Genomic DNA, 25,069 nt, shown 5'->3' on the forward strand with positions numbered 1-25,069 from the left:
GAGAGAAATATTCTTCTTGCCCGGGCCTATGATTGTTGTAGGACAAGATTTCTTTTATCGAAGAATGACTGTCAGCTCACTACAAGAAATTCACAAGATCGAGCGTAGAAGCCATGACCCAAGCGTATGAACCGCTGCGTCTGCACGTCCCTGAACCCTCGGGCCGCCCAGGCTGCAAAACCGATTTCTCCTACCTGCATCTGACCGATGCCGGCACGGTGCGTAAACCTTCCATCGACGTTGAACCCGCCGACACCGCCGACCTGGCCCGTGGCCTGATTCGCGTGCTCGACGACCAGGGCAACGCCCTCGGCCCATGGGCTGAAAACGTGCCGGTCGAGATCCTGCGCAAAGGCATGCGCGCCATGCTCAAGACCCGGATCTACGACAACCGCATGGTGGTTGCCCAGCGGCAGAAAAAAATGTCGTTCTACATGCAAAGCCTTGGTGAAGAAGCCATCGGCAGTGCCCAGGCCCTGGCCTTGAACATCGACGACATGTGCTTCCCGACCTACCGCCAGCAAAGCATTCTGATGGCTCGCGACGTGCCACTGGTCGACCTGATCTGCCAACTTCTATCCAACGAGCGCGACCCGCTCAAGGGCCGTCAGCTGCCGATCATGTATTCGGTCAAGGACGCCGGTTTCTTCACTATTTCCGGCAATCTCGCCACCCAGTTCATTCAAGGCGTGGGCTGGGGCATGGCCTCGGCGATCAAGGGCGACACCAAAATCGCCTCGGCCTGGATCGGCGACGGCGCCACCGCCGAATCGGACTTCCACACCGCCCTCACCTTCGCTCACGTCTATCGTGCGCCGGTGATCCTCAACGTGGTCAACAACCAGTGGGCGATCTCGACGTTCCAGGCCATCGCCGGTGGTGAAGCTACCACCTTCGCCGGACGCGGCGTTGGTTGCGGCATCGCCTCGCTGCGGGTTGACGGCAACGATTTCTACGCGGTCTACGCCGCCTCCGCCTGGGCTGCAGAACGCGCCCGTCGCGGCCTCGGCCCGACCATGATCGAATGGGTCACCTACCGCGCCGGCCCGCACTCGACCTCCGACGATCCGTCCAAATACCGTCCTGCCGACGACTGGAGCCACTTCCCGCTGGGCGACCCGATTGCCCGCCTGAAACAGCACCTGATCAAAGTCGGCCACTGGTCGGAAGAAGAGCACGCCGCTGTCAGCGCCGAGCTGGAAGCCGAAGTGATTGCTGCACAGAAACAGGCCGAGCAGTACGGCACCCTGGCCGGCGGCCAGATTCCAAGCGCCGCGACCATGTTCGAAGACGTCTACAAAGAGATGCCGGAGCACTTGAAGCGCCAGCGTCAGCAGTTGGGGATCTGACATGAACGATCACAACAACAATATTCAGTTGGAAACCGCCATGACCACGACCACCATGACCATGATCCAGGCCCTGCGCTCGGCCATGGATGTGATGCTTGAACGTGACGACAACGTGGTGGTGTTCGGCCAGGACGTCGGCTACTTCGGCGGCGTGTTCCGTTGCACCGAAGGCCTGCAGACCAAGTACGGCACCTCGCGGGTGTTCGACGCACCGATCTCCGAGAGCGGCATTGTCGGTGTCGCCGTGGGCATGGGCGCTTATGGCTTGCGTCCGGTGGCCGAGATTCAGTTCGCCGACTACGTATACCCGGCGTCCGACCAGATCATTTCCGAAGCCGCCCGCCTGCGTTATCGCTCGGCCGGCGAATTCACCGCGCCGATGACCCTGCGCATGCCTTGCGGCGGCGGCATCTACGGCGGCCAGACCCACAGCCAGAGCATCGAGGCGATGTTCACTCAGGTCTGTGGTCTGCGCACCGTCATGCCTTCCAACCCGTACGACGCCAAAGGCCTGCTGATCGCCTCCATCGAGAACGATGATCCGGTGATCTTCCTCGAGCCGAAACGCCTGTACAACGGCCCGTTCGACGGCCACCACGACCGCCCGGTAACCCCGTGGTCGAAGCACCCCGCCGCACAAGTGCCGGACGGTTACTACACCGTGCCGCTGGACGTTGCCGCGATCACTCGTCCGGGCAAGGACGTGACCGTGCTGACCTACGGCACTACCGTGTACGTGTCGCAAGTCGCTGCTGAAGAAAGCGGCGTTGACGCTGAAGTCATCGACCTGCGCAGCCTGTGGCCGCTGGACCTGGAAACCATCGTCAAATCCGTGAAGAAAACCGGCCGTTGCGTCGTGGTTCACGAAGCCACCCGCACCTGCGGATTCGGCGCCGAACTGGTGTCGCTGGTGCAAGAGCATTGCTTCCATCACCTGGAAGCGCCGATCGAGCGCGTCACCGGTTGGGACACCCCCTACCCGCACGCGCAGGAGTGGGCGTATTTCCCTGGGCCGTCCCGAGTGGGCGCGGCGCTGAAACGGGTCATGGAGGTCTGAATGGGCACGCACGTTATCAAGATGCCGGACATTGGCGAAGGCATCGCAGAAGTAGAACTGTCGCAGTGGCACGTCAAGGTCGGCGACCTGGTCGTTGAAGATCAGGTGCTGGCGGACGTGATGACCGACAAGGCGATGGTCGACATTCCGTCGCCGGTCCACGGCAAGGTGATTGCACTCGGCGGTCAGCCGGGCGAAGTGATGGCGGTCGGCAGTGTGCTGATCAGCATCGAAGTCGAAGGCGCCGGTAACCTGAAGGAGTCCGACAAACCGGCTCCTGTCGCGACAAAAGAAACACCTGTCGCACCAAAAGTTGAAGCTGTCGTTGAAAGCAAACCCGTCGCGCCCCGAACGGCTCCGGTTTGCCAGGGCCCTATGGTTGCCCGCGAAGCCAATGAGCGCCCGCTGGCCTCGCCGGCCGTGCGCAAACACGCGCTGGATCTGGGCATTCAATTACGTCTGGTGCGCGGTTCCGGTCCGGCCGGTCGCGTGTTGCACGAAGACCTCGACGCCTATATGGCGCAGGGTCAGTCGAATGCTTCGGCGCCGGTCGCCGCTGCGTACACCCGGCGTAACGATGAAGAACAGATTCAAGTGATCGGCATGCGCCGCAAGATTGCCCAACGCATGCAGGACGCCACTCAGCGTGCTGCGCACTTCAGTTATGTAGAAGAAATCGACGTCACCGCGATTGAAGAACTGCGTGCCCACCTGAACGAAAAACACGGTGCGAGCCGTGGCAAGCTGACCTTGCTGCCGTTCCTGATGCGCGCACTGGTCGTCGCCCTGCGCGACTTCCCGCAGATGAACGCCCGTTACGACGACGAAGCCCAGGTCATCACCCGCCTCGGTGCCGTGCATGTCGGCGTCGCCACCCAAAGCGATGTCGGCCTGATGGTGCCGGTGGTGCGTCACGCCGAGGCGCGCAGCCTGTGGGACAGCGCGGCGGAAATCTCCCGCCTGGCCAACGCCGCCCGCAATGGCAAGGCCAGCCGCGATGAACTGTCCGGCTCGACCATCACCCTGACCAGCCTCGGCGCCCTTGGCGGCATCGTCAGTACCCCGGTGCTGAACCTGCCGGAAGTGGCCATCGTCGGCGTGAACAAAATCGTCGAACGTCCGATGGTCGTCAAAGGCCAGGTGGTGATCCGCAAGATGATGAACCTCTCCAGCTCCTTCGATCACCGCGTGGTCGACGGCATGGACGCGGCGCTCTTCATCCAGGCCATTCGTGGCCTGCTCGAACAACCCGCGACCCTGTTTGTGGAGTGATGGCATGCAATCTCTGAACACCACGCTGCTGATCATCGGCGGCGGTCCTGGCGGTTACGTGACGGCCATTCGTGCCGGGCAACTGGGCATTTCGACCATTCTGGTAGAGGGTGAATCGCTGGGCGGTACCTGCCTGAACATCGGCTGTATTCCGTCGAAAGCGCTGATCCACGTGGCCGAGCAGTTTCACCAGACTCAACATCACAACCAGCATTCGGCGCTGGGCATCAGCGTTTCGGCGCCGACCCTCGACATCACTAAAAGCGTCGAGTGGAAGGACGGTATCGTTGATCGCCTGACCACCGGCGTCGCCGCGCTGCTGAAGAAGAACAAGGTTCAGGTCATCAACGGCTGGGCCAAGGTCATCGACGGCAAGACCGTGGAAGTCGGCGACACCCGCATCCAGTGCGAGCATCTGGTGCTGGCCACCGGCTCGAAAAGCGTTAATTTGCCGATCCTGCCGATCGGCGGGCCGATCATTTCGTCCACCGAAGCGCTGGCGCCGAAGTCCGTGCCGAAACGTCTGATCGTGGTTGGCGGTGGTTACATCGGTCTGGAGCTGGGCATTGCCTATCGCAAGCTCGGCGCCGAGGTCAGTGTGGTCGAGGCGCAGGATCGGATCCTGCCGGCCTACGACGCCGAACTGACTCAACCGGTGCACGACGCGCTGAAGCAACTGGGCGTGAAGCTCTACCTCAAGCACAGCGTGCTGGGCTTCGACGGTACGTTGCAGGTGCGCGATCCGAACGGCGACACGCTGAATCTGGAAACCGATCAGGTGCTGGTGGCCGTCGGTCGCAAACCCAATACCCAGGGCTGGAACCTTGAAGCGCTGAACCTGGACATGAACGGTTCGGCGATCAAGATCGACAGCCGCTGCCAGACCAGCATGCGCAACGTCTACGCCATCGGCGACCTGAGCGGCGAGCCGATGCTGGCCCACCGCGCCATGGCCCAGGGCGAAATGGTCGCCGAGCTGGTCAGCGGCAAAACCCGCGAATTCAACCCGACCGCCATCGCTGCCGTGTGCTTTACCGACCCGGAACTGGTGGTCGTCGGCAAGACGCCGGACGAGGCCAAGGCGGCGGGACTTGACTGCATCGTGTCGAACTTCCCGTTCGCGGCCAATGGCCGGGCGATGACCCTGGAATCGAAAACCGGTTTCGTGCGGGTGGTCGCTCGTCGGGACAATCATGTGATTGTCGGCTGGCAGGCGGTCGGTGTTGGGGTCTCTGAATTGTCGACCGCGTTCGCGCAAAGCCTGGAAATGGGCGCGCGACTGGAAGACATCGGCGGCACCATCCATGCGCACCCGACGCTGGGTGAAGCGGTGCAGGAAGCGGCGTTGCGTGCGCTTGGACACGCGTTGCACCTGTAAAAACCCGACACGGGGGAGTTTTTTCATAAGCAGGCTAATAAATCTGCTGCTCCCCCCATCGCCCGGGCTGCGAAACCGCTCAAGAATGAAGTATTGTTGTGCCCATCCAAAAAAACGTCAGAAGCCTTGAACCGCTTCGGCGGTTGTTCAGTGATAGAGGGTGTCATGGGTAACGAAAGCATCAACTGGGACAAGCTGGGTTTTGACTACATCAAGACCGACAAACGCTATCTGTCGTACTTTCGCAATGGCGAGTGGGACAAAGGCACCCTGACCGAAGACAACGTGCTGCACATCAGCGAAGGCTCCACTGCTCTTCACTATGGCCAGCAATGCTTCGAAGGCCTGAAGGCCTATCGTTGCAAGGACGGCTCGATCAACCTGTTCCGTCCCGACCAGAATGCCGCGCGCATGCAACGCAGCTGCGCCCGCCTGCTGATGCCGCATGTGTCCACCGAGCAGTTCATCGAAGCGTGCAAGGAAGTGGTACGCGCCAACGAGCGCTTCATCCCGCCTTACGGCACCGGCGGCGCGCTGTACCTGCGCCCGTTCGTGATCGGCGTGGGTGACAACATCGGCGTGCGTACCGCACCGGAGTTCATCTTCTCGGTGTTCGCGATCCCGGTCGGCGCCTACTTCAAGGGCGGCCTGACCCCGCACAACTTCCAGATCTCCAGCTTCGACCGCGCCGCGCCACAAGGCACCGGTGCCGCCAAGGTCGGTGGCAACTACGCTGCCAGCCTGATGCCGGGCTCCCAGGCCAAGAAAGCGCACTTCGCTGACGCCATCTACCTGGATCCGCTGACCCACAAGAAGATCGAGGAAGTCGGTTCGGCCAACTTCTTCGGGATCACCCACGACAACAAGTTCGTGACCCCGAACTCGCCGTCGGTACTGCCGGGCATCACCCGTCTTTCGCTGATCGAACTGGCCAAGTCCCGTCTGGGCCTGGAAGTGGTCGAAGGCGACGTGTTCATCGACAAGCTGTCGGACTTCAAAGAGGCCGGTGCTTGCGGTACCGCTGCCGTGATCACCCCGATCGGTGGCATCAGCTACAACGACCACCTGCACGTATTCCACAGCGAAACAGAAGTCGGCCCTGTGACCCAGAATCTCTACAAAGAGCTGACCGGCGTGCAGACCGGCGACGTCGAAGCGCCAGCAGGCTGGATCGTCAAGGTTTGATCTGACGGCCAGATGCACAAAAGCCCCCATCGAGTGATCGATGGGGGCTTTTTTATTCGTTTGGCTCGGTGGCCTTCGTGGCAATCCGCTTGCCCGCGCGACCGGCAATCCCGCTCGCCTGTCCGTTCTGCTGCTTACCCATGCGTGCCTGGGTAATCAATCCGGGAATCAGCTCCCCCTCCGGCAGGTTCTTCCAGAACCGCGTTGGCAAATGCCCCTGCATGACTTTCTCGTTCAACCGCGCCGGGTTGAAGATGTGGCTGTAGTACGTCAGCCATAAATCACCGTGGGGATCGTCGACGTTCTGCGCCAATTGCTGCCACTCCAGCGGACACTGACGTTCATGGATCAGTTGTTCACCATCGTAATAAACCCCGTCGCGGGGCGTGGCGATCAGCCAGCAATGCCGGCCCATGCGCCCGACGAAGTGTTCGCTTGCACTGTGCAGGATGTCGTGGGCCGGTTCGTGCCACGCCACGTATTGCGGGCCCGGCAGCTCTGCCGGACGCTCGATGAAACGCACGAACGCATGCAGATGATGGGCTTCGCGCTGCACCTGCTTGATCCGCCGCTGCAATTCGCTGCCCAGCTTGTCGCCGGCCATCATTGCCGTGCGGTCGCCATGGCTGACCCGCCACAGCACTTCATACAACAGACTCCAGCGTTGATCGCCACGGTAGCGCGAAGCTTGTTCCAGAGTGTCGAGCAACGTTCGCGGAATACGTGCCTGAAACGGCCCCTGCCCCTCGGGCACCGACACGTCACTGGCAAACAGATCACTCACGCCTTCCGACGCCCAGCTCACCAGACTCGGATCGATTTCATGGCTGAGCAGCCAGCGCGCCTGTTGGCGCCAGGTGTCGAACAGATCGTTGCAATCGAGGTTGATCATCCCCACAACCCCATCTGTTGCGGCATTGGTCGGTCGCGCAATTGCTGATAAAGCATCTGGCTGGTGACCTCGGCCTGCTGAGGGTGGTAATCGCTGGTGATGATGAAGGGCTTGGCTTTGGCGAGCACACAGCGCATGCGCGCCACGTCTTCGTAGCGGATGCGCCGCTGTCGACGCAGCTCCACCAGACGTTCGGTGGTGCGCAGGCCAATACCGGGGATGCGTGAAATCAACGCCGGTTCGGCGCGATTGAGATCCAGCGGAAACACCTCGCGATTCTGCAACGCCCAGGCCAGTTTCGGATCGATATCCAACGCCAGATTGCCCGGCCCCTGAAGCAATTCACCGGCGGTGTAGCCATAACCGCGCAGCAGAAAATCCGCCTGATACAAGCGGTGCTCGCGCATCAGTGGCGGTGCGGCCAACGGCACGCTTTTCGGGCTGTCGGGAATCGGGCTGAAGGCCGAGTAATAGACCCGGCGCAGTCGGAAGTTGCCGTAGAGCGCCTGAGCGCTGTGCAGGATGGTGCTGTCGTCGGTGTCATCGGCACCGACGATCATCTGCGTGCTCTGCCCGGCCGGGGCGAACTTTGGCGCGCGGGGTTCGTTGAGTACGGTCTGGACACCGGTATAGATGGTGTTCATCGCCTGCTTGATCGAACCGATGTGCTTCTCCGGCGCCAGGGTTTGCAGGCTGGCATCGGTGGGCAATTCGATGTTGACGCTCAAGCGGTCGGCGTAACGTCCGGCTTCTTCGATCAGCGCGGGATCCGCATCGGGAATGGTCTTGAGATGAATGTAGCCACGGAACTCGTGCTCTTCGCGCAACAGCTTCGCGACGCGCACCAGTTGCTCCATGGTGTAGTCCGACGAACGAATGATCCCCGAACTGAGAAACAACCCGCTGACGCAATTGCGCCGGTAGAAATCCAGGGTCAGCGTCACCACTTCCTCGGGCGTGAAACGCGCACGGGGCACGTCACTGGAACGGCGGTTCACGCAGTATTGGCAGTCGTAGAGACAGAAATTGGTCAGCAGAATCTTGAGCAACGATACGCAACGCCCGTCCGGCGTGTAGCTGTGGCAGATGCCCATGCCATCGGTCGAACCCAGCCCGGTCTTGCCTTCGGAACTACGCTTGGGCGCGCCGCTGCTGGCGCAGGAAGCGTCGTACTTGGCGGCGTCGGCGAGGATGCTGAGTTTGTCGATGATTTGCATGGCACGGACTCGATACTGTTCGCATATACAGTATAGAGGGCGATTGGCTCACACAAGGTGCAATGCCGCTCTTCGTCGGAATGTCGCGCCGCAGCAGTCAGGTCAATTTGACCCAGCAGCAGTCAGATTGACTCGATCCCACAAGCGTCATAATGACTATCAACCCTGCGCAGCCCTTGATATCAAAGGCTGTCCGGCATGGCCCGAAAATTGACTGACTTCCGGCAGCCATTTGGCTGAAGACCAAAAACGGGAGTTGAACATGGATCAAGTTTTTCAGGGCAAGCTTGCCGTCCTCACCGGTGCCAGTTCGGGTATAGGCCTGGCCGCTACCGAACGACTGCTGGATCAAGGCGCACGCGTGTTGGCCATGTCGCGAAAGCTCGGCCCACTGGCCGAACTGCTTGAGCGGTATCCGCAGCAACTGGTGTGGAAACCCGGCGATGTCACTCAAGCTTCCGACCTGAACGCTTTGGCCGAACAGGCTGCACGCCTCGGTCCGGTGAATTTCGTAATCCCTAACGCCGGTATTGCGGAGCTCGCTGACGGGCTCGACAGCTCGGCGTTCGATCGCCAATGGGCAGTGAACGGCGCCGGCGCCCTGAACACCTTGGCCGCCCTGCGCCCGCACCTTGCAGACAAGGCGTCAGTGGTGTTCATCGGTACTTTTCTGGCCGAAATCAGTTTCGCGGGACTGGCCGCCTATATCGCATCAAAAGCAGCGTTGATCGCCCATGCCCGAACCCTTGCGGTCGAGCTGGCACCCCATGGCGTGCGCATCAATTGTGTCTCCCCCGGCCCGACCGCAACGCCGATCTGGTCAACGCTGGGCCTGAGTGATGAAGCGCTCGGCGACGTGGCCCAAGGCGTCAACAAACGACTGTTGGGCGGACAATTCCTCGAACCTGCGGCAGTGGCCGACGTCATTCTGTTCCAGCTGGGCAATGGTGCTCGCGGCGTCATCGGTCAGGATTGGGTGGTCGATAGCGGATACACCTTAAGCTAACGCGCATGCAGCGATCCGGGCGTGGAATTCTTCAGCAGACGAGCTGACGAATCCCGCCCGGACTCGGGCAAAACCAGTCCCCAGCGCGACGCCAGTTCCCGGCGCCCCTGCACCGTCAATGTCAGCGCCCGGCTGTCGAGATCCTGGGTCACCCATTTGCGCTTCAGCGCGGTCTGCAACAACGCGGCCCCGAGCGCACCGCCCAGATGCGGTCGGCGCATGCTCCAGTCCAGGCACGGGCAGGCAAAGCGGCGGCGCATCGTCGACAGTTCCTTGATCTCAATGCCCAACCCTTCAAAAAACGCCTCGCCACTTTCACTGAGGCGATAAACCTGCTCATCGGTTTCCACCAGCCATCCCGCCTCAAGCAGGCGGTCATGCAGCAACACCGCCAGCGTTCCCGCCATGTGGTCGTAACAGGTGCGGGCGAATTGCAGGCGATCCGGGGTGTGCGGCTTGAAGGTCGGCGCGGGGTTCTGGCCGATCACCATCAGCGCTTCCAGCGCCTGGGCCACGCGCTTGTCGGCAAGGCTGTAATAACGATGGCGGCCCTGCACGTGCAGGCGCACCAGCGCCAGGTCCTTGAGCTTGGCCAGGTGCGCGCTGGCGGTCGATGGGCTGACGTCGGCGAGGGTTGCCAGCTCTGTGGCGGTGCGGGCGTGGCCGTCCATCAGCGAGCACAGCATTTTGGTCCGCGCCGGTTCCGCGATGGCGGCGGCCACTTGCGAGACGCCGATGTCTTGATGTCCTGCGTGCATATTTCGCTCCCGGACGAATCATCGCCCTCAAGGACTGGAGATAGTAGCAACACTTTCCCCACCGACAAGGTTGCGATCCATGGACCCGATCATCGCGGCGACTCACGCCGACCCCTCCCCCTATTACGCAGAACTGCGCGCGGCGGGCGGGCTGACTTTTCATCACGGACTGAAACTGTGGGTCGCCAGCAACGCCCGGGCGGTGTGCGCGGTGCTGGCGCATGCGGATTGCCGGGTACGTCCGGTGCAGGAGCCGGTGCCCAAGGCGATCGCCGATGGCATGGCGGGTAAGGTATTCAGCCAATTGATGCGCATGAATGACGGTGAAGCTCAGCGCTGCCCGCGCTCGGCCATCGAGCCACCGCTGGGGTTGATTGATCGGGAAGAAGTCAGCGCTCTGGTGTCCGCGCGGTTGATAACGAACGATGCCGACGGGCTCTATAAAGCCATGTTTCGCGGCCCGGTGTGCGTGGTTGCATCGCTGCTCGGGTTCACCCCGGCGCAGGCGCGGGTCATCAGTGAACTGACGGCGGATTTCGCGGCATGCCTGTCGCCGCTGAGCAATGACTTGCAACTGGCAGCAGCACATCGTGCGGCGGAGCAATTGCGCGGGTATTTCATCGAATTGCTGGCGGATCCGAATCTGTTTCTCGCCGACATTCGCCAGCGTTTTGTCGGCGATGTGGACGTGTTGCTCGCCAACCTGATCGGCCTCTGTTCGCAGACGTTCGAGGCTACCGCCGGGTTGATTGGCAATGCGCTGGTGGCGCTACAGCGGCAGCCTGAGTTACGCGCGGCTTCGGTGGATTCGTTGCTGGCTGAAGTCCAGCGCTTCGATCCGTCGGTACAGAACACCCGTCGATTTGTGGCAAACAGCTGCGAAATCGACGGCGTGCGGCTGGAAGCAGGCGACGTAATTCTGGTGCTGCTGGCCTCGGCCAATCGAGACCCGGCACCGAATGAAAACCCGGATTGCTTTATGCCGGTTCGCCCGAATCGCCGCAGTTTCACGTTCGGCAACGGTCGGCATCAATGTCCCGGACAGATGCTGGCGATGACGATTGCCAGCGCCACGCTCACTGAAATCCTCGCCCGCGACATTGATCCGGGAAGATTCACCTGGCACTACCGGCCTTCGCTGAATGGACGAATTCCGATGTTCAGCGAGGCACAGCCTTAAGCGTTGCGCAATTCGATGGTCAGGTGCGAAAGCTCATGCACCGGCGCCAGGCGCTCACGGATCGCGTCGGCAGTCACGCCCGCCACCGCGACCACACTGACAATCGCCGCCCGCGCCTGCGGGCCGACCTGCCAGACGTGCAAATCGCTGATGCGCACATCATCGGAGGTTTCCAGCAGTTCGCGGATCTCCTCGGCCACGGGTTCATCGGTGGTGTCGAGCAACACGGCGGCGCTGTCACGCATCAGGTTCCAGGCCCATCTGGCGATGACGATGGAACCGACGATGCCCATCACCGGATCCATCCACACCCAGCCCAGATAGCGACCGGCCAGCAGCGCGGCAATCGCCAGCACCGACGTCAACGCGTCCGCCAATACGTGCACGTAGGCTGAACGCAGGTTGTTGTCGTGATGGTGGTGATGGCCATGATCGCGGCTGTGGCTGTGGCTGTGGCTATGGCCGTGGTCATGATGACCATGATGACCGGCCAGCAGAAAGGCGCTGAGCAGGTTGACGCCGAGGCCGACCACGGCGATCAAGGTTGCTTCTCCGAACGCCACACTGGTTGGCTGGAACAGACGGAAAACCGATTCCCCGGCAATCCCCAGCGACACCAGCCCCAACACCATCGCCGAGGCAAAACCCGCCAGATCACCGACCTTGCCGGTGCCGAAACTGTAGCGTCGGTTGTTGGCGTTACGCCGGGCAAAACCATAGGCTGCCGCCGCGATGCCCAAGGCGCCGGCGTGGGTCGCCATGTGGAAACCGTCGGCCAGCAATGCCATGGAACCGGTGAGATAACCGGCGGCAATTTCGCCGATCATCATCACGAAGGTCAGCACCACCACCCACAGGGTGCGGCGGGCGTTTTCATCGTGCGAAGCACCGAGAAACTGGTGGTCGTGGGAAAAGTCTTTAGAGCGCGTCGTCAGATTCATGGTGTGGGGGCTCACTTGGAATAACGACGGATGGCTTGCAGCAACTCTTCCACGCCCTGGGCGCGGGCTTCATCACTGAGGTCGGGACGGGCGACATGCTCGCGGGCGTGGGCCTCGATGAACTGCTCCATCAAGCCATTGACCGCGCCGCGAGTCGCCGCCATCAGGTGCAACGTCTTGGCACAATCGGCCTCGGATTCCAGCGCTTTTTCAACAGCCTGAACCTGCCCGGCAATGCGCCGAACCCGGTTGAGCAACTCGCCTTTGTGTTCATGTGTGTGTGACATACCTATACCCCCTACCCCTATATGGCGAGCATGGTCGCTGTTCCGATCGAGAGGGGCAAGGCCTGTTTTCGACCATCCGTCGCAGCTTGAATTTTTGACGTGAAAGGATTGAGGCGGAGCGTCAGTCGGCAACCGCCTCTGGAAGGTGTTTCAGAGGCAGGATCGTTGGGAACCCTCGTCTGTCAGGCCCATTGCAGTGGCGAGGACGACGAGAAGCAGAGGTCTACGTCCAGTTGCGCTGCAGCCGACAGGTTGACCAGCGCATCCAGAGAGAACTTGTCGATTTTGCCGTTGAGTACGTCGTTGAGGCGCGGCTGGGTGATGCCTAGACGCTTGGCCGCCTCCTTCTGCGGAAGCTCCCAGGCACGAATCGTTTCGCACAACGTGCGCATCAGCTTGGCCCGCAGGCGCATGTTGGCCGCTTCCTGCGGCGTGTCTTCCAGTGCATCCCAGACGCTTGCGAAACGCTGGGAAGAGTTTTGATGATCCGTCATGGTTCAACCTATTTCCTGGTATCTGGCCCGTGCCAGTTCTATGTCTCGCGTCTCGGTTTTGCGCGTGGTCTTTTGCAGGGCGTGCAGCACATAAATCGCGTCAGGCCGGTTGACCACATAAAACACTCGAAACGCTCCTGAATCCTCGGTGATTCTGATTTCATTGACGCCCCGCCCGACGGTCTTCATGGGGCGCCAGTCAAAGGGTTCGTCACCCTGCTGCAACAGATCCAATTGGAATCCGGCAGCTCTGCGAGCATCGAGGGGAAAAGCTCTCAGATCCTTGAGCGCACTCCCGACAAATACCACGTCCTTGTGTCTTGGCATTGGCTTCTCCTGTGTTCGAAGGAAAAGCGTAATAGCCCGGACGGAATCGTGTCGCGGCGGTGTGTTGCAAGGAATGGCAGCGATCACATACCAGCAGATTATATCGAAATCGATATAAATCAAGTTTGAATTGGCTTATCTGACATTTGGTAGCACAAAGCAGAAATTCGCGAGTCGGCACACTTGATAAGCCGACACAGAACCCTGTGGGAGCGAGCCTGCTCGCGATGGCGGACTGAAAAATGACGCATCATTTTGCCCCCATCCGGGAGGCTACATTGCCTTGCGCCTTTGCCTACAACTACGCCAGAATCCGCCGGCTTGTGCGGTTTGGAGCCTGCCCGTAACTTGATTCGCATCACTGAATGGTCAGTGAACGGGTTTAGTCGCTCGGTGTTCTCCAACTTCGCATGCAGTCATTCAGTCAGGTGCTTTTGTGCCTGCGCTCAATGGTAGCTGTGCGCAGGGCGCCTTCGGGTGCGCCGGTAAAGCTTGGAGTCCCGGTCGACTAACCTGCGCATAGCTGCCACCCAATCGTTTAGTCGCGAAATGGGAGCCAGCATTACTGGAGACTCTGAGCAAATGATCAAGCCAACGCCTAATCCACCGGAAACAGACTCACCGTCCGAATCCGACCCAACTTCCCCCTACTCCACAACCGACTCAAAAAAACTCCACGAAGCCGCCGAGCGCGCCCTCGACCATTACCTGAAACCCACCGCCCCGAAACAACACTGCCCCGGCCGCATGTTCCTCGTCGCCCCCGACCTTGATCAACATGCCCTGCTGGCCCACGCCTGCGAATCGATGACTTCGGCCAGCGTGATGCTCAGCGACTTCGCCGCGCTGCTGGACCCGCCCTACCGCAGCACCGTGCTGGGCATCGCCCAAGTGGTGATGTGTGGCGAACTCGCCGTGAACCGGGCGCTGGACACTCTCGATGCCACGACCTGAGGAACACCCATGGAAAGCAAATCCGATGCACACATCGTCGCCGCCCTGATCTCCATCGGCCTCAACGAGAAAGACAGCCAATGGGCCCAGAAAGCCTGCCTGCTGCTGCTCGAGAGTGAACGGAAATCCATCGTCAGCGCCGCCCTCACCGCCCTCACCCAACTCGCCCGTGACCATGCCGAACTGGATCGCAATCGCCTGCTGCCGGCACTCACCAGCGTAAAGCGCAGATTTCCAAGCCTGACCAGCACGGTTGCCGCAACGCTGGATGAGATGGCAATGGCTGCGTAACACCTCAGGTAAAAGGCAAGAAAAAACCCGCTGGCTCCGTGAAGAGAGACAGCGGGTGTTATGACTTCAGCGATGAAACGGGCAATCAATCCTCCCGCGTCAAAACCTCTAGCAACTCAATCTCGAACACCAGATTCGAATTCGGCGGAATCTTGCCCATCGTCCGCTCGCCATAACCCAGATGCGCCGGCACCAGCAGCTTGCGCTTGCCACCCACCTGCATGCCCATGATCCCCTGATCCCAACCCTTGATCACCCGGCCCGTGCCGATCACGCACTGAAACGGTTTGCCCCGGCTCCAGGACGAATCGAATTCGGTGCCGTCTTCCAGCCAACCGGTGTATTGGGTGGTGATCAATGCGCCTTTGACGGCGGCTTTTCCGTCGCCGGGCTGAAGATCGATTATCTGCAGTTCATCATTCATAACATTCACTCTATTGTTCCGCTGGCCGCCGTTTTCCCAGAAATGCCGGACATTGGCAACCGTTTGACCCCACGTTGGCCGTGATGGATGATGGCCACCCGCTACCAAGCCCGATCGATACGCTATGTCAGCGACGCTTGAATGACTCAACTCTGGATCAGCTTCGCCATTGTCGTTGTGCTGTTGGTCGTGATCGCCGTTCTGATCCGCCGAGTGCGCGCGCTTCGTCAGCAACTCGCCGAATATCGCGATCTGCTCACCCGCGCCGCCGAGGGCCAGAACATCCGTCAGGATGGTGACGCCGACCGATTCAAACGCAGCCAGTATTTCGCCCGGATCGGCACCTGGGACTGGGAGGTCGACACCGATCGGCTATATTGGTCCGACGCGATCTTCGGCATGTTCGGGTTCAAGATCGGCGAAGTGACGCCCTCCTACGCGCTGTTCTGTTCCTGCGTACACCCCGATGACCGCGCCAGGGTGCGCGCCGGGGAATTGCGATGCCTGGAGACCGGCGAAAACCACGACGAGGAGTACCGCGTGGTCTGGCCCGACGGCACAATCCGCTGGCTGCGAGAAACCGGCAATGTAGTGCGCAACGATCACGATGCGGTGATCAAGATGATGGGGGTGGTGCGCGACATCACCGAAGAAAAGGCCTCGGCCAGCTACCTCCAGCACCTGGCCCACTTCGACCCGCTGACCGGCCTGCCCAATCGGCTGGTGCTGGAAGAACGGCTATCGGAAGCACTGGAACATGCGCGCGTGACCGAGACGCGGGTAGCGTTGGTGTTTATCGATCTCAACGGATTCAAAGCGATCAACGACCGCTACGGCCACGCCGCCGGCGACCGCGTTCTGATCACCACCGCTACGCGCCTGAAACGCATCCTGCGGGTCAGCGATACCGTCGCGCGCATCGGCGGCGACGAATTCGTAGTCATCCTGCAAGGCCTCGCCCCCGGACTGAACCTGCAGGACGAAGCCCGCAGCATCTGTCAGAAAATCTTTATCGAACTGTCCCCGCCAATTCCCATCGGCAACGAACAACGCCACATCGGCACCAGCCTCGGCGTCGCCGTCTTCCCGGACCACGCACCGACCATGGATCGGTTGCTGCACATTGCGGATCTGGCGATGTACGAGGCCAAACGCAGCGGGAACAATCAATATCGATTGGGGGGCGGGCAGGCGCTGAGTCATGGCAGGGCTGATTAAACTCGGCGCTATTTCTCCACCGGCTGAATCGCCACAATCGTCCCGTTGGTGATCATCACCATCACGTATTTATCGTTGATCTGTACCCACTGCGCCTGTGGCTCTGGCTGTTTGAGGCCTTTCTGTTTCCAGTTTTTGATGGCTTTTTCGCTGCGCTGGTAGATATCCGGGGCGCGGTCGTTGACGTTCAGTTCGCGGTTGCCGGTCGGTGATTGTTCGACAGTGTCGTTCGAGGTTTGCGCCGCTTGAACGAGTGGGCTGATCCCGGCGATGCTGGCGACGAGGGCCAGGCTGGCGATTAGGGTCTTGTTGTTCATCGGTGAACCTCCTTCAGATGTGTGATACCTGAACTCCGACTGCGGGGTTCTGGAATCATTCCTTGTATTTTTTGCCCGGACTGTCTGGGAGATTGCAGTCGCCGACCATTCCGCCATCGCTGGCAAGCCAGCTCCCCCAATGGTTGTAGTGTTTACAGAATCGCTGAGCACACCATCAAAACTGTGGGAGCTGGCTTGCCAGCGATAGGGCCGGCACATTCAAAACTTGCACTGTCTGACACACCATCACTTGCCTGCCAGCCACCACAAAGTCACCGATTAATCCGACATACGCATCAATCCATGCCAACAATGCAATTAACAAATCGATCCCTGCGCGCCACTATCCGCCCCAATAAGAACCGTGCGCCGCCTCCCCGTCGCGCACGTCATAAAAGCGGTGGAGTATTTTTCGATGACAGCCTCAATCCCACACGGCGGCTCGCGGGCCGGCGCCATTTTCCGGGTGACCTCGGGTAACTTCCTCGAACAGTTCGACTTCTTTCTGTTCGGCTTCTACGCCACGCAGATCGCGGCGGTGTTCTTTCCGGCGAGCAGTGAGTTCGCGTCCCTGATGATGACTTTTGCAGTGTTCGGCGCAGGCTTTTTGATGCGTCCGCTGGGGGCCATCGTGCTCGGCGCGTACATCGATGACGTCGGTCGGCGCAAAGGTTTGATTGTCACCCTTTCGATCATGGCCAGCGGCACGATCTTGATTGTGCTGGTGCCTGGATACGAAACCATCGGTCTGTTTGCCCCGGCGTTGGTGTTGATCGGGCGCCTGTTGCAAGGCTTCTCCGCCGGTGCCGAACTGGGCGGGGTTTCGGTGTATCTCTCGGAGATCGCCACGCCCGGTCGCAAAGGCTTTTTCACCGCCTGGCAGTCGGCCAGTCAGCAGGTGGCCATCGTCGTCGCCGCCGCGCTCGGTTACGGTTTGAACCAGTGGATGGCGCCGGAAGCGGTCGCCGATTGGGGCTGGCGGATTCCGTTTTTCGTCGGCTGCATGATCGTTCCGTTCATCTTCTTTCTGCGGCGCAATCTGGCGGAAACCGAAGAGTTTGCCGCTCGCAAACATCGTCCAAGCATGAAGGAAGTGTTCCGCACCCTCGGTCAGAACTGGGGCGTGGTGCTGGGCGGGATGCTAATGGTTGCCCTGACCACCACCGCGTTTTACTTGATCACCGTATACGCACCGACCTTCGGCAAAACCGTGCTGCACCTGAGCACTTCCGATGCGTTGCTGGTGACGCTGCTGGTGGGCGTTTCCAACTTCTTCTGGCTGCCGATTGGCGGTGCATTGTCCGATCGCGTCGGACGCCGTCCGGTGCTGATCGCCATGTCGCTGCTGGCCCTGGCCACCACGTATCCGGCGCTGTCGTACCTGGTGCAGGCGCCGAGCTTCAGTCACATGCTGCTGTCGCTATTGTGGCTGTCGTTCATCTACGGTTTGTACAACGGCGCGATGATTCCGGCGCTGACCGAGATCATGCCGGTGGAAGTGCGAGTGGCCGGTTTCTCCCTGGCCTATAGCCTCGCCACTGCCGTGTTCGGCGGGTTCACTCCAGCGATGTCGACCTTCCTGATCCAGTACACCGGAGACAAAGCCGCACCGGGTTACTGGATGAGCATTGGCGCGCTCTGCGCATTGGGCGCGACGCTTTATCTGTATCGCCGGGCCGGCGGTCGTCTGCAACCTGTTACTGCCTGAGAACATCACCATGAAAAAACTGTTTACCGTTACCGCCCTGCTCGCCGGTCTTGCGTTCAACGTTGCGGCCCAGGCCGAAGAACTGCGGGTCATGACCTCCGGCGGCTTCACCGCCGCCTACAAGATCCTCGGACCAAAATTCGCCGCCGCCACCGGCAACACGCTGGACACCCAGCTCGGCCCGTCGATGGGCAAGGCGCCGGAGGCAATTCCCAATCGCCTCGCCCGTGGTGAAAAGGCCGACGTGGTGATCATGGTCGGTTACGCCCTCGACGACTTGATCAAACAAGGCAAGGTCGACCCGGCTTCGTGAGTGGAACTGGCGGATTCGCGGATCGGCCTGGTGGTGCGCGAGGGCGCGCCAAAACCGGACATCAGCAACGTCGATGCCCTGAAGAAGACCCTGCTGGATGCAAAATCGGTGGCCTACTCCGACAGCGCCAGCGGCGTGTACATCGAGCAGCAATTGTTCAAGAAACTGGGTATCGAAGATCAACTGAAACCGAAGGCGAAGATGATCCCGAAAATCCCGGTGGGTTCGGTGGTCGCCACTGGCGACTATCAGCTGGGCTTCCAGCAGGTCAGCGAATTGCTGCCGGTGCCGGGGGTGAGTTTTGTGGCAAAGATTCCGGAGTCGGTGCAGTCGGTGACCCGATTTGCAGCGGGCATTCCAGTGAGCGCGCAGCACCCGCAGGAAGCCAAGGCGTTGCTCGCTTATCTGGCCGCACCCGCCGCCCAGCCTGACGTGCAGGCTACCGGTCTGGATTCGGTCAAGCGCTGACCGTCGGCGGCTGGACTTTCATTTCCACCACCAGCCGCTCCAGTTCCAGTGCCGCCGGGGTCAGCGTACGACCCCGGCGTTTGATGATGCCAACGCTGCGCATCACTTGCGGTTCGGTCAGCGGCACCCGCGTCAGGATCGGATGATCCGCCGCCGGCATCGCCATCAACGGCACCGCCGCCACCCCCAAACCCGCCTCCACCAGACCGATCATGGTCGTCACATGCCGCGTCTCGCAGATGCTCGGGCGCTGCGGCACCACTTTGGCCAGGGCCTGATCCAGCAGAAAACGGTTGCCCGAAGTCTTGTCCAGCGAGATGTAATCCTGCCGGTAGAACTCGTCCCAGGTCACGCTGCTACGCCCGGCCAGCGGGTGGTCGCGGCGACAGGCAACCACGTAGCTCTCCTGCACCAGCGGTTCGAAATCCACGCCCGCCTCCTGGGTGCCCATGAAACTCAGACCGAAATCCGCCTCGCCATTGACCACTGCGCTCAGCACGTCGTGGGCGCTGGAATCGAGGACTTTGACTTTGATTCGCGGAAACTGCCGGTGATAACGGGCGACGACGCTCGGCATGAAGTAGTACGCCGCCGACGGCACGCAAGCGACGGTCACGTGGCCCTGCCGATTCGAGGCGACCTCACTGATGCCGAGCAACGCGACGTCCAGATCGTCGAGCAAGCGTTCGACGCTGGGCATGAAACCGCGTCCGGCCTGGGTCAGGCTGACCTTGCGCGTGGTGCGCTCGAACAGCTTCACGCCGAGAGCGTCTTCGAGCTTTTCGATGCGCCGGCTCAGGGCCGGTTGCGACAGGCGCACGGTGTCGGCGGCCTTGCGGAAACTGCCCTGCTCGACCACCGCGCGAAAGGCTTGCAGGTCGTTGAGGTCGAAGTTGATGGCCATGGAAGACTCAAAGGAATTGATTCGTTGAGGTTATAAATGTAACCAATTGATGCAAATTATTACAGAAGCACATCTGCTCAAGCGGGGCCGGCGGTAGATCTGCCATCGTTGCAACCTTTATCCTTGTCGCCCCCCGCCGTACCGCGTTACTGGAGTTCCGCTCATGCCCCATGAAGGCAATCTGTTACAAGCCGCCGTCGTCTTTCTCTTCGCCGCCGTGCTCACCGTTCCCTTGGCCAAGCGTCTGCAACTGGGCGCAGTGCTCGGTTATCTGTTCGCCGGGGTGATCATCGGCCCATCGGTGCTCGGCCTGATCGGCAATCCGCAAAGTGTCAGCCATATTTCGGAACTGGGCGTGGTGCTGCTGTTGTTCATCATCGGTTTGGAGCTGTCGCCGCGACGTTTGTGGGTGATGCGCAAATCGGTGTTCGGCGTGGGTCTGGCGCAGGTGCTGCTGACCGGTTCGGTAATCGGTGTGCTGGCACTGTCGGTGTTTGGCCAGCCATTGAACAGCGCGATTGTTCTGGGCCTCGGTCTGGCGCTGTCGTCCACCGCGTTCGGCCTGCAAAGCCTTGCCGAGCGCAAGGAACTGACCAGCCCCCACGGGCGGCTGGCGTTTGCGATTCTGCTGTTCCAGGACATCGCCGCGATCCCGCTGATCGCGCTGGTGCCGATGCTCGCGGGGGTCGATCACCACACCAGCACCGCCGACGATGTGCGCCACAGTTTGCAGGTGCTTGGCGGTATCGCGGTGGTGGTGATCGGCGGACGTTATCTGTTGCGTCCAGTGTTCCGCATCGTGGCGAAAACCGGTCTGCCGGAAGTCTCCACTGCCACCGCGTTGCTGGTGGTGATCGGCACCGCATGGCTGATGGACATGGTCGGTGTGTCGATGGCGTTGGGCGCGTTTCTCGCCGGGTTGCTGCTGGCGGATTCGGAATATCGCCATGAGCTGGAAGCGCAGATCGAGCCGTTCAAGGGTCTGCTGCTGGGGCTGTTTTTCATCAGTGTCGGCATGGGCGCCAACCTCAGTCTGCTGCTCAGCGCGCCGATCACGGTGCTGGGGCTGACGCTGTTGCTGATCGCCCTGAAGTTGCCGTTGCTGTTTGTGGTCGGGCGTCTGGCAGGCGGGTTGAGCAAAGTCAGTGCGATTCGCCTCGGCATCGTGCTGGCGGCGGGCGGTGAATTTGCGTTTGTGGTGTTCAAGATCGGCCGTGATCAGGGTCTGTTCGAACCGCGTCTGTACGATCTGCTGGTACTGACCATCACCCTGTCGATGGCGGTGACGCCGCTGTTGCTGTTGGTCTGCGCACGACTGGTCAGCCCGAAGGTGCAGCCGGTGGAAGTGCCGGAGAAATTCCGTCAGATCGAGACCGAATCGCCACGGGTGGTGATTGCCGGTATGGGTCGGATGGGTCAGATCGTGGCGCGAATTCTGCGGGCGCAGAACATCAAGTTCGTCGCGCTGGACACCTCGGTGGAAACCATCGAACTGTCGCGCAGTTTTGGTGGCGTACCGGTGTTCTACGGTGACCCGATGCGTCCGGAAATCCTCAGCGCCGCCAAGGTCGGGGAAGCGGAGTATTTCGTGATTGCCACGGACGATCCGGAGACCAACATCAAGACTGCCGAGATCGTGCGCAAGCTCTACCCAGACATGAAGATCATCGCCCGGGCACGTAACCGGCAGCATGTTCATCGGTTGGTGGATGTGGGGGCCGATCCGATTCGGGAGACCTATTACTCAAGCCTGGAAATGAGCCGCCGCACCCTGGTTGGCCTCGGCTTGACCCAGGCCCAGGCCGATGCGCGGATCAAGCGCTTCAAGCACCATGACGAACAGGTGCTCGAGGCTCAACACGCGGTGTACGACGACGCGGCCAAAGTCCTGCAGACCGCCCAGGAAGCGCGGGCGGAACTGGCCCGATTGTTCGAGTCGGATCAACTGGAAGAACAATCGGGCAAGTCCTGAGCCCCTGTAAACCTGTGGGAGCGAGCTTGCTCGCGATAGCGGAGTGTCATGCAGCTTATTCGTCGCTGACAGATCGCATTCGCGAGCAAGCTCGCTCCCACAGAGAAGCAGCTCAGATTTACAGTCAGGCCATCTCCAGCGCCCGCTCCTCCTTCAGGGGCGCCACTGCAAACCGGTCCGCCAGAAACGGCGTGATGTCCAGCGGCAGCGGTTCATCGTTGACCAGTTTGTCCAGCAACACCCCGGTGATCGCCGACGTCAGCACCCCGGTGCGGAAATGCCCGCAGGCGTTGAGGTAACCGTCGACCCCGGCCATCGGCCCGAGAATCGGCAACTCGTCCGGCGAGCCCGGCCGCAATCCGGCCCAGGTGCGTTTGAGGTTGATGTCCGCCAGTTCCGGCAAACAACGCACCGCGCCCTGCACCAGCCCGGCGATTTCCGGCCAGGTGGTGGTGACGTCGAAGCCCTTGTCCTCGGTGGTGCTGCCGATCAGGATTTCGCCGTTGTCCTTCTGCGCCATGTAGCAATCGCTGGTGGTCAGGCAACCGTTGAGGATTTTCGGCAGACGTTCGGTCAGCAGGATCTGGCCTTTCACCGGTTTCACCGGAATACGGATGCCCGTGGCCCATTCGCTCAAGTCCGCCGCCCAGGCGCCAGCGGCGTTGATCAGGGTTTTGCAGTGGAACACCCCGGCTTCGGCCGTCTGCACGCCAGTCACCCGGGTGCCGTGATGCAGCACGCCGGTGATGTTGGTGTTGACGTACATGTCCACGCCATTCTGTCGGGCGCCTTCGGTGTAGGCGTCGGCCAAGCGGAACGGGCTGACCTGATGGTCGCAGAGAAACTCCAGCGCCCCGCGCGCTTCATGGCTGACGCTCGGCTCGGACTCGCGCAACGCCGCCTGATCCAGCCAGCGCACCTGATCGGCCAGGTGCGGAATGCAGCCGACGATGTGCTCGGCGTACAACCGGTCTTCATCGTCATAGATCACGAATTTGAGCCCAGTCTTTTCGAACTTGAAATCCATCCCGTGGTTGTCGCGCAGTTCGCGGTGCAGCGCCGGGTACAGCGCGTTGGACTGCAAGGCGAAATCGAAAAACGACGGCGGCAGAATGTGCGGCGTGCTGGCGTCCACCGCCACCGCCGCGCCCTGGGTTTCACGCTTGCGGTTGGCCGACATCATGCGGAAGAAAATCACCCCGCAGCCCAGCCCCACCGACTCGCCAATCGCCCACAAGCCACCGGCCGAAGCGCGGGTCGCGTTGCCCGGACGCTTGGCGTCGATCAGCGCAACCTTGAAGCCCTTGCGTTTGGACAACTGATAGGCGATGGAGGCGCCGATCACACCGCCGCCGGCGATGACCACGTCATAGAACTTACTCATGGGAAACGGCCTCCGTGCCGAGGGACTGGAACGCGGAAAAAGGAATCGGATCGATCGGGAAACGCGGTCGCAGCCAGCCGACATCCTTGCGCCCGGTGGCCTGACGCAAGCGGTCGCTGCAATAGCCGACGCACATCCGCCCCTGACAGTCGCCCATGCTCACGCGGGTGCGCATTTTCAGGCTGGCGATGTCTTGCACGCCCTGCTCCAGCGCCCGGTCGATGTCGGCGCGGGTCGCGTGTTCGCAGCGGCAGATCACCGTGTCGGCGGCTGGCAATGCGGTTTGCCCGACGCCGCGTTCGGTGTAACGGTCCACCGCTGCGCGGAAACGCACGATGGCTTTGAGTTTGCCCAAGTAGCGGTCGCGACGGACCCGCGCCAGCTCTTCTTCCAGCACGCCGCGTTGCAGCAGGATCGAAGTGGCGGCGATCTTGCCGGCGAGCATCGCCGCTTCGCCGCCGCGAATCCCGCCCATGTCACCGGCCAGGTGTACGTGGGGCTCGCTGCTTTGCTGCCAGATGTTGGCGTTGGCGCGCAGGTAACCGTCGTCGCTGAAGCCGTGGTCCAGGCCCATTTGCTGGCTCAACTGGGTGCGCGGAATGAAGCCGTAGCCGACCGCGAGGGTCTTCGCTTCGAAGCGTTCGACGCGGCTCATGTCCGGCTCCCACGTTGCCGAGTACGGCGCCACGCTGACGCTTTTCAGTTCGCCGTCGCCGTGCGCTTCGACCACGCCCCAGCCGTAGTTCATCGGGATGCCATGCAATTTCAGATAGGCGAGCATGCTTAAACCATCGAGGAACAGCTGCGGCTTGTTCAGCAGCGCCAGGCTTTCCTTGGCGATCTTGCCGAATGCGCAAGCCTCGTAGACCCCCGCCACACTTACCCCCGACGCGTGCAACTGGGTCGCCACCAGCGGCAACAGCGGCCCGGTGCCGGCGATCACTACCGGCCCCTGCGGTTTGACCACCCCGCTTTTGATCTGCAATTGCAGGCCACCGAGCATGATCACGCCGGGCAAGGTCCAGCCGGGAAACGGCACGCTGCGTTCGTGGCAACCGGCGGCCAGCAGCAACTGTGGGTATTCGATTTCGTGCAGACGCTCGTCGCCGTCCAGCACCACCAGCGAGCGTGTGCCTTCGGTGCCGACCACGCGATGATTGAGGCGCACGTCGATCAGCCCGGACTGCTCCTGAAAATCACCGTGCAGTTTGCCCAACGCCTCGGAATAACGCGGCCCCAGATAGTCCAGCTGCACACCGTCACGCAGCGGCCCGCGATAGACCACGCCACCCAGGCGCGATGCTTCTTCGAACAAGGTGCAGCGCACCCCGTGCAGGGCCAGTTCGATGGCCGCCGCCATTCCCGCCGGACCACCTCCGACGATCACCGGATTCTGGCTCATAGCACCTCCTGCCCGTGAATGCGGTTGACCCGGGTTTCGATCAACATGCCGTCGCGCACTACGGTCTGGCAGGCGCGGCGCTTGTGCCGGCCGTTGATTTTCACCAGGCAGCACTGGCACACGCCCATGCCGCAATAGGCGCCGCTGATCTGGTTGTGATCGTTGCGCGCGACCTGGCGCACGCCGAGGGACTGAATGACGCTGAGCACGGTTTCGCCAATAGCGGCAGTGACCGGCTGGCCGTTGATGTGGACAGTCATATCCGCCTGCGCCAAAGGCTGGATATCGAAGGTTCTTTCTAGGCAGTGCATTGCGATAATCATCCGTGAAAAGTTCAGGTGAGGTTGAAACAGCTCCTTGCTGCACTA

At 61.2% G+C, this 25,069-nt stretch carries 25 protein-coding genes and 1 pseudogene; 13 read left to right on the forward strand and 13 right to left on the reverse strand.

The window, feature by feature from the left end; translation table 11 throughout:
- Positions 1-113 precede the first annotated feature (113 nt).
- The 5 genes from QLG12_RS12410 to QLG12_RS12430 all read left to right on the forward strand — a co-directional run bounded on the left by QLG12_RS12410 (position 114) and on the right by QLG12_RS12430 (position 6,244).
- On the forward strand, positions 114-1,349 hold the full coding sequence (locus QLG12_RS12410) for a 3-methyl-2-oxobutanoate dehydrogenase (2-methylpropanoyl-transferring) subunit alpha (protein ID WP_007965287.1): 1,236 nt from the start codon (positions 114-116) through the stop codon (positions 1,347-1,349).
- A gap of 1 nt (position 1,350) precedes the next feature.
- Positions 1,351-2,409: an alpha-ketoacid dehydrogenase subunit beta gene (locus tag QLG12_RS12415; protein ID WP_007952909.1), complete on the forward strand. Its 1,059-nt coding sequence runs from the start codon at positions 1,351-1,353 to the stop codon at positions 2,407-2,409.
- Positions 2,410-3,681 carry a dihydrolipoamide acetyltransferase family protein gene (locus tag QLG12_RS12420; protein WP_282474605.1) on the forward strand — a complete coding sequence of 424 codons (1,272 nt, stop codon included), beginning with the start codon at positions 2,410-2,412 and terminating at the stop codon, positions 3,679-3,681.
- Between the two features lie 4 nt (positions 3,682-3,685).
- Positions 3,686-5,059, forward strand: a complete 1,374-nt coding sequence (gene lpdA / locus QLG12_RS12425; RefSeq protein ID WP_197867594.1) for a dihydrolipoyl dehydrogenase — start codon at positions 3,686-3,688, stop codon at positions 5,057-5,059.
- Positions 5,060-5,224: 165 nt separating this feature from the next.
- On the forward strand, positions 5,225-6,244 hold the full coding sequence (locus QLG12_RS12430) for a branched-chain amino acid aminotransferase (protein ID WP_282474606.1): 1,020 nt from the start codon (positions 5,225-5,227) through the stop codon (positions 6,242-6,244).
- 52 nt (positions 6,245-6,296) lie between these two features.
- On the opposite strand, the gene QLG12_RS12435 is transcribed toward QLG12_RS12430, so the two are convergent.
- Both QLG12_RS12435 and QLG12_RS12440 read right to left on the reverse strand, forming a co-directional pair.
- Complete coding sequence (locus tag QLG12_RS12435) at positions 6,297-7,136, reverse strand: TIGR03915 family putative DNA repair protein (RefSeq protein WP_282474607.1); 840 nt, start codon at positions 7,134-7,136, stop codon at positions 6,297-6,299.
- Positions 7,133-8,353 carry a putative DNA modification/repair radical SAM protein gene (locus QLG12_RS12440; protein WP_236195123.1) on the reverse strand — a complete coding sequence of 407 codons (1,221 nt, stop codon included), beginning with the start codon at positions 8,351-8,353 and terminating at the stop codon, positions 7,133-7,135. Before QLG12_RS12440 ends, QLG12_RS12435 begins: the two co-directional genes overlap by 4 nt.
- A gap of 262 nt (positions 8,354-8,615) precedes the next feature.
- On the opposite strand from QLG12_RS12440, the gene QLG12_RS12445 reads away from it, so the two are divergent.
- Positions 8,616-9,359 (forward strand): SDR family oxidoreductase, encoded by a 744-nt coding sequence (locus tag QLG12_RS12445; RefSeq protein WP_282474608.1) that lies wholly within the window; start codon positions 8,616-8,618, stop codon positions 9,357-9,359.
- Here the strand turns inward: QLG12_RS12445 and QLG12_RS12450 are convergent.
- The gene (locus QLG12_RS12450) at positions 9,356-10,117 is read right to left on the reverse strand and encodes a helix-turn-helix transcriptional regulator (protein ID WP_197867589.1); all 762 of its coding nucleotides are present in this window, start codon (positions 10,115-10,117) and stop codon (positions 9,356-9,358) included. The genes QLG12_RS12445 and QLG12_RS12450 overlap by 4 nt on opposite strands.
- A 79-nt stretch (positions 10,118-10,196) precedes the next feature.
- Between QLG12_RS12450 and QLG12_RS12455 the strand changes: the two genes are divergently transcribed.
- Positions 10,197-11,297 carry a cytochrome P450 gene (locus QLG12_RS12455; RefSeq protein ID WP_282474609.1) on the forward strand — a complete coding sequence of 367 codons (1,101 nt, stop codon included), beginning with the start codon at positions 10,197-10,199 and terminating at the stop codon, positions 11,295-11,297.
- Here the strand turns inward: QLG12_RS12455 and dmeF are convergent.
- The 4 genes from dmeF to QLG12_RS12475 all read right to left on the reverse strand — a co-directional run bounded on the left by dmeF (position 11,294) and on the right by QLG12_RS12475 (position 13,346).
- A complete protein-coding gene (gene dmeF, locus QLG12_RS12460; RefSeq protein ID WP_282474610.1) occupies positions 11,294-12,238 on the reverse strand; it encodes a CDF family Co(II)/Ni(II) efflux transporter DmeF in 945 nt (314 codons plus the stop codon). The two genes, QLG12_RS12455 and dmeF, sit on opposite strands and share 4 nt — an antisense overlap.
- An 11-nt stretch (positions 12,239-12,249) precedes the next feature.
- A complete protein-coding gene (locus tag QLG12_RS12465; RefSeq protein WP_282474611.1) occupies positions 12,250-12,525 on the reverse strand; it encodes a metal/formaldehyde-sensitive transcriptional repressor in 276 nt (91 codons plus the stop codon).
- A 182-nt stretch (positions 12,526-12,707) separates the two neighbouring features.
- The gene (locus QLG12_RS12470; protein ID WP_096822566.1) at positions 12,708-13,019 is read right to left on the reverse strand and encodes an XRE family transcriptional regulator; all 312 of its coding nucleotides are present in this window, start codon (positions 13,017-13,019) and stop codon (positions 12,708-12,710) included.
- 3 nt (positions 13,020-13,022) lie between these two features.
- The gene (locus tag QLG12_RS12475; protein WP_065258430.1) at positions 13,023-13,346 is read right to left on the reverse strand and encodes a type II toxin-antitoxin system RelE/ParE family toxin; all 324 of its coding nucleotides are present in this window, start codon (positions 13,344-13,346) and stop codon (positions 13,023-13,025) included.
- A gap of 582 nt (positions 13,347-13,928) precedes the next feature.
- Here QLG12_RS12475 and QLG12_RS12480 point away from each other — a divergent pair.
- Together QLG12_RS12480 and QLG12_RS12485 are read left to right on the forward strand one after the other, a co-directional pair.
- Positions 13,929-14,300 carry a DUF6124 family protein gene (locus QLG12_RS12480; RefSeq protein ID WP_282474612.1) on the forward strand — a complete coding sequence of 124 codons (372 nt, stop codon included), beginning with the start codon at positions 13,929-13,931 and terminating at the stop codon, positions 14,298-14,300.
- 9 nt (positions 14,301-14,309) lie between these two features.
- A complete protein-coding gene (locus tag QLG12_RS12485) occupies positions 14,310-14,591 on the forward strand; it encodes a hypothetical protein (protein ID WP_282474613.1) in 282 nt (93 codons plus the stop codon).
- A gap of 85 nt (positions 14,592-14,676) precedes the next feature.
- On the opposite strand, the gene QLG12_RS12490 is transcribed toward QLG12_RS12485, so the two are convergent.
- Entirely contained in the window at positions 14,677-15,015 is a 339-nt protein-coding gene (locus tag QLG12_RS12490) for an FKBP-type peptidyl-prolyl cis-trans isomerase (RefSeq protein ID WP_007952931.1), read from the reverse strand.
- Between the two features lie 141 nt (positions 15,016-15,156).
- Here QLG12_RS12490 and QLG12_RS12495 point away from each other — a divergent pair, with 141 nt between their 5' ends.
- Positions 15,157-16,233: a sensor domain-containing diguanylate cyclase gene (locus QLG12_RS12495; protein ID WP_282474614.1), complete on the forward strand. Its 1,077-nt coding sequence runs from the start codon at positions 15,157-15,159 to the stop codon at positions 16,231-16,233.
- A gap of 8 nt (positions 16,234-16,241) precedes the next feature.
- Here QLG12_RS12495 and QLG12_RS12500 read toward each other — a convergent pair whose 3' ends face one another.
- On the reverse strand, positions 16,242-16,550 hold the full coding sequence (locus QLG12_RS12500) for an RcnB family protein (protein ID WP_064380580.1): 309 nt from the start codon (positions 16,548-16,550) through the stop codon (positions 16,242-16,244).
- A gap of 415 nt (positions 16,551-16,965) precedes the next feature.
- Between QLG12_RS12500 and QLG12_RS12505 the strand changes: the two genes are divergently transcribed.
- On the forward strand, positions 16,966-18,258 hold the full coding sequence (locus QLG12_RS12505; protein ID WP_282474615.1) for an MFS transporter: 1,293 nt from the start codon (positions 16,966-16,968) through the stop codon (positions 18,256-18,258).
- Between the two features lie 10 nt (positions 18,259-18,268).
- Positions 18,269-19,039: pseudogene (locus QLG12_RS12510) on the forward strand (substrate-binding domain-containing protein).
- Here QLG12_RS12510 and QLG12_RS12515 read toward each other — a convergent pair.
- Positions 19,029-19,943, reverse strand: coding sequence for a LysR family transcriptional regulator (locus QLG12_RS12515; RefSeq protein WP_064597602.1), 915 nt, complete (start codon positions 19,941-19,943; stop codon positions 19,029-19,031). The pseudogene QLG12_RS12510 and the gene QLG12_RS12515 overlap by 11 nt on opposite strands.
- 163 nt (positions 19,944-20,106) lie before the next feature.
- Between QLG12_RS12515 and QLG12_RS12520 the strand changes: the two genes are divergently transcribed.
- A complete protein-coding gene (locus QLG12_RS12520; protein ID WP_236194404.1) occupies positions 20,107-21,915 on the forward strand; it encodes a monovalent cation:proton antiporter-2 (CPA2) family protein in 1,809 nt (602 codons plus the stop codon).
- Between the two features lie 124 nt (positions 21,916-22,039).
- Here QLG12_RS12520 and hcnC read toward each other — a convergent pair whose 3' ends face one another.
- From hcnC to hcnA, 3 genes are read right to left on the reverse strand one after another with little or no spacing between them, the layout of a single operon-like run.
- A complete protein-coding gene (gene hcnC, locus QLG12_RS12525) occupies positions 22,040-23,299 on the reverse strand; it encodes a cyanide-forming glycine dehydrogenase subunit HcnC (RefSeq protein ID WP_282474616.1) in 1,260 nt (419 codons plus the stop codon).
- Positions 23,292-24,701 carry a cyanide-forming glycine dehydrogenase subunit HcnB gene (gene hcnB, locus QLG12_RS12530; RefSeq protein WP_236194402.1) on the reverse strand — a complete coding sequence of 470 codons (1,410 nt, stop codon included), beginning with the start codon at positions 24,699-24,701 and terminating at the stop codon, positions 23,292-23,294. The genes hcnC and hcnB overlap by 8 nt, the downstream gene beginning before the upstream one ends.
- Entirely contained in the window at positions 24,698-25,012 is a 315-nt protein-coding gene (gene hcnA / locus QLG12_RS12535; RefSeq protein WP_064384070.1) for a cyanide-forming glycine dehydrogenase subunit HcnA, read from the reverse strand. Before hcnA ends, hcnB begins: the two co-directional genes overlap by 4 nt.
- Positions 25,013-25,069 lie beyond the last annotated feature (57 nt).

Source organism: Pseudomonas sp. V88_4, from assembly GCF_029967985.1.
In the GTDB taxonomy this organism is placed as follows: Bacteria; Pseudomonadota; Gammaproteobacteria; order Pseudomonadales; family Pseudomonadaceae; genus Aquipseudomonas; species Aquipseudomonas glycinae.

What these genes read in the sequence shown, in the direction of transcription:
- QLG12_RS12410 (WP_007965287.1), top strand. Translation starts at nt 114, where the DNA reads ATGACCCAAGCGTATGAACCGCTGCGTCTGCACGTCCCTGAACCCTCG.
- QLG12_RS12415 (WP_007952909.1), top strand. Translation starts at nt 1,351, where the DNA reads ATGAACGATCACAACAACAATATTCAGTTGGAAACCGCCATGACCACG.
- QLG12_RS12420 (WP_282474605.1), top strand. Translation starts at nt 2,410, where the DNA reads ATGGGCACGCACGTTATCAAGATGCCGGACATTGGCGAAGGCATCGCA.
- lpdA (WP_197867594.1), top strand. Translation starts at nt 3,686, where the DNA reads ATGCAATCTCTGAACACCACGCTGCTGATCATCGGCGGCGGTCCTGGC.
- QLG12_RS12430 (WP_282474606.1), top strand. Translation starts at nt 5,225, where the DNA reads ATGGGTAACGAAAGCATCAACTGGGACAAGCTGGGTTTTGACTACATC.
- QLG12_RS12435 (WP_282474607.1), bottom strand. Translation starts at nt 7,136, where the DNA reads ATGATCAACCTCGATTGCAACGATCTGTTCGACACCTGGCGCCAACAG.
- QLG12_RS12440 (WP_236195123.1), bottom strand. Translation starts at nt 8,353, where the DNA reads ATGCAAATCATCGACAAACTCAGCATCCTCGCCGACGCCGCCAAGTAC.
- QLG12_RS12445 (WP_282474608.1), top strand. Translation starts at nt 8,616, where the DNA reads ATGGATCAAGTTTTTCAGGGCAAGCTTGCCGTCCTCACCGGTGCCAGT.
- QLG12_RS12450 (WP_197867589.1), bottom strand. Translation starts at nt 10,117, where the DNA reads ATGCACGCAGGACATCAAGACATCGGCGTCTCGCAAGTGGCCGCCGCC.
- QLG12_RS12455 (WP_282474609.1), top strand. Translation starts at nt 10,197, where the DNA reads ATGGACCCGATCATCGCGGCGACTCACGCCGACCCCTCCCCCTATTAC.
- dmeF (WP_282474610.1), bottom strand. Translation starts at nt 12,238, where the DNA reads ATGAATCTGACGACGCGCTCTAAAGACTTTTCCCACGACCACCAGTTT.
- QLG12_RS12465 (WP_282474611.1), bottom strand. Translation starts at nt 12,525, where the DNA reads ATGTCACACACACATGAACACAAAGGCGAGTTGCTCAACCGGGTTCGG.
- QLG12_RS12470 (WP_096822566.1), bottom strand. Translation starts at nt 13,019, where the DNA reads ATGACGGATCATCAAAACTCTTCCCAGCGTTTCGCAAGCGTCTGGGAT.
- QLG12_RS12475 (WP_065258430.1), bottom strand. Translation starts at nt 13,346, where the DNA reads ATGCCAAGACACAAGGACGTGGTATTTGTCGGGAGTGCGCTCAAGGAT.
- QLG12_RS12480 (WP_282474612.1), top strand. Translation starts at nt 13,929, where the DNA reads ATGATCAAGCCAACGCCTAATCCACCGGAAACAGACTCACCGTCCGAA.
- QLG12_RS12485 (WP_282474613.1), top strand. Translation starts at nt 14,310, where the DNA reads ATGGAAAGCAAATCCGATGCACACATCGTCGCCGCCCTGATCTCCATC.
- QLG12_RS12490 (WP_007952931.1), bottom strand. Translation starts at nt 15,015, where the DNA reads ATGAATGATGAACTGCAGATAATCGATCTTCAGCCCGGCGACGGAAAA.
- QLG12_RS12495 (WP_282474614.1), top strand. Translation starts at nt 15,157, where the DNA reads ATGACTCAACTCTGGATCAGCTTCGCCATTGTCGTTGTGCTGTTGGTC.
- QLG12_RS12500 (WP_064380580.1), bottom strand. Translation starts at nt 16,550, where the DNA reads ATGAACAACAAGACCCTAATCGCCAGCCTGGCCCTCGTCGCCAGCATC.
- QLG12_RS12505 (WP_282474615.1), top strand. Translation starts at nt 16,966, where the DNA reads ATGACAGCCTCAATCCCACACGGCGGCTCGCGGGCCGGCGCCATTTTC.
- QLG12_RS12515 (WP_064597602.1), bottom strand. Translation starts at nt 19,943, where the DNA reads ATGGCCATCAACTTCGACCTCAACGACCTGCAAGCCTTTCGCGCGGTG.
- QLG12_RS12520 (WP_236194404.1), top strand. Translation starts at nt 20,107, where the DNA reads ATGCCCCATGAAGGCAATCTGTTACAAGCCGCCGTCGTCTTTCTCTTC.
- hcnC (WP_282474616.1), bottom strand. Translation starts at nt 23,299, where the DNA reads ATGAGTAAGTTCTATGACGTGGTCATCGCCGGCGGCGGTGTGATCGGC.
- hcnB (WP_236194402.1), bottom strand. Translation starts at nt 24,701, where the DNA reads ATGAGCCAGAATCCGGTGATCGTCGGAGGTGGTCCGGCGGGAATGGCG.
- hcnA (WP_064384070.1), bottom strand. Translation starts at nt 25,012, where the DNA reads ATGCACTGCCTAGAAAGAACCTTCGATATCCAGCCTTTGGCGCAGGCG.